This window comes from Desulfobacter postgatei 2ac9, from assembly GCF_000233695.2.
Lineage (GTDB): Bacteria > Desulfobacterota > Desulfobacteria > Desulfobacterales > Desulfobacteraceae > Desulfobacter > Desulfobacter postgatei.
Genome location: NZ_CM001488.1, coordinates 2,247,434 through 2,249,952, shown reverse-complemented (window position 1 = coordinate 2,249,952; position 2,519 = coordinate 2,247,434). Strand labels below are relative to the sequence as shown.

The 2,519-nt window shown below is 42.8% G+C and carries 2 protein-coding genes; both read left to right on the top strand.

Features of this window, described 5'->3' with window-relative positions:
* The coding region (tnpC, locus tag DESPODRAFT_RS10325; RefSeq protein ID WP_004073360.1) for an IS66 family transposase at positions 1-1,479 on the top strand (1,479 nt) is incomplete at its 5' end.
* The gene (locus DESPODRAFT_RS10320; RefSeq protein WP_004073359.1) at positions 1,476-2,342 is read left to right on the top strand and encodes a DUF4338 domain-containing protein; all 867 of its coding nucleotides are present in this window, start codon (positions 1,476-1,478) and stop codon (positions 2,340-2,342) included. The genes tnpC and DESPODRAFT_RS10320, both read left to right, overlap by 4 nt.
* The last annotated feature ends 177 nt before the right edge of the window (positions 2,343-2,519 follow it).

The following is a 2,519-nucleotide window of genomic DNA, read 5'->3' as shown; positions in this document are numbered from 1 at the left end:
CAAATCCGGGATACTGAAAAACCGATTAATTTGGGAAAAAAACCGAAAAGAGAACCTTCAAAAACAGAAAAAGCCAATCCAAAATCAAATGAAAACAAAAGGCCTCGTGGTCAACAACCTGGAAGTGAAGGTCACGGCCTGACAGAGCGTCCTGATCTTCCTGTAGTATACGAACAAGCTTGTTTTCCCCAAAATCCAGTATGCCCTTGTTGCGGGTTGCCCTATACACTTGATGGGAGTTCAGGGCCTGAAACCCAAATTATTGAGGTTGACGTCAAAGCCTACACAAGGAGAATTGTCCGTCAGACAGGAACAAAAATATGCTCGTGCAAAGGGGTGCCTCAAACGATTACTGCACCAATGCCTCCAAAGCTGATGCCAAAAAGCCCATACGGAATTTCAATCTGGGCAGACGTTTTGTTGAACAAATTTCATTATTGCCAGCCGACCAATCGTCTTTTAAATCATTATGAGGAGCTTGATTTACCCATTTCAGCCGGTACAATTTCAGGCGGCTTGAACAATCTCAAAGAATTATTTGAACCCATCTGCAACAGGCTTTACCTTCAACAAATGACCGAAGACAGATTCCATCAAGATGAAAGCAGCTGGAAGGTTTTTGAAGAAATTGAAGGTAAAATCGGAAATAAATGGTGGTTATGGGTCAGTCGTTCTGAATCCGTTGTCTATTTCCTGATTGCGCCGGGACGAGGTGCAGATATTCCGATATCATATTTTGAAAATACCCGGAAAGGTAAAATCATTGTTGTCTGCGACCGATACAGCGCCTATAAATCACTGGCTAACAAAATGCCTTTCATTATTCTGGCCTTTTGTTGGGCACACGTCCGCCGTGATTTCCTGGATGCAGCCAGGAAGTATCCGGAATTGGAAGAATGCGCGTTTTGCTGGATTGAGAAAATCGCACAGCTGTATCATATAAACAACCTGCGTTGTGCAGCCTTTGATAAAGCATTACCTGTGCAATGGCAGTCGGAATCATTCAAAAAGCGACATGAATCTGTGATTAACAAGATGAATGAAATGACGCAGGACCGAGATGCATTTATAGAATCACACAATCCCGATGACCCTAATTCCACCCTGTTATCCAATGCTAAATACAAAATTTTGAAAAGCCTGAAAAACCATTGGGATGGATTGAGTGTGTTTGTTCAACATCCGGAAGTCCCCATGGATAATAATAAAGGTGAAAATGCCATTCGGAATCCAGTAACAGGTCGTAGAAATTTTTATGGTTCAGCAAGTGTATGGAGCGCTCAACTGGCAGCAATGATGTTTTCACTTTTTAAAACCTTGGAGTTGTGGGGACTGAACTGTCACCACTGGTTAAATTCGTACCTTAATGCCTGCGCTCTAAACCATGGGAAAGCACCTGAACAATTATCACGGTTTCTTCCCTGGGAAATGGATAAGGCCCGCCTGGAGAAATTGTCAAAACCGATAGATACCTCATGATCCGATACTGTGGCCGGGATTTTACCCCAACAGAAATAACACAGATCAGGGCTCTCATAAAAAACAATCCCCAGTTCAACCGAACGCGACTTTCAATAGAGGTGTGCCGGATTCTCCAATGGTTCAAACCGGATGGAAAAACCAAAGATATGTCGTGCCGTGTTGCTATGCTGAAGATGGAAAAGGATGGGGTGATATGCCTGCCGCCCTCTACTCAAAAAACAAAGCGTGACCGACGCATTAAATTAACGTCAGCTACGGATCCGCAAAGCCGGGTTGTCTGTCCGGTTCATCGTTTGCCGGAACTTAATTTGCAGATCGTTACCAAAGCGACATCTGGTTTGTGGAATGAATACATCGAAAGGTATCATTATCTTGGGCATAAGCCGTTGCCAGGTGCCCAACTTCGATATTTCATTACTGCCGGCGAACAGATCGTTGCCCTGGCAGGGTTCGGTGCAGCGGCATGGCAAACCGCACCAAGAGATCAGTTTATTGGATGGACTCATGATCAAAGAAAGGCAAATTTGCATTTGATTGTGAATAATGCCAGATTCCTTATTTTGCCATGGATTCAATCAAAAAATTTGGCATCCAAAGTTCTCTCATTAATCACACACCGACTCCCGGATGATTGGCACAACAAGTATAATATCCGGCCTGTGCTGCTTGAGACGTTTGTTCAAAAAGATCGTTTCGCAGGGACCTGTTATAAAGCCGCAAACTGGCAAATTGTTGGAGAAACTAAAGGGCGGGGTAAATTAGGTGCTAACCCAAAGAAAGGGACGGTGATTGTTCCCATCAAAGATGTTTGGGTTTATCCTCTGGACCAGAATTTTAGGACTTTACTCAAATCAACTTAAAAATGACTAACCCGAATATTTACTGGCACGATTTTTAAAATTCAATAATATCAATTTGTTATCGAATCGCCGTGGGAGATCTGGTTCCAAATCATGAAATTTAGCCTCCTATAGTTATGCGATTTGACGAAAAACTGGATCATCGAGTATAGATTACAGAAAAATCATTTTTTCTTC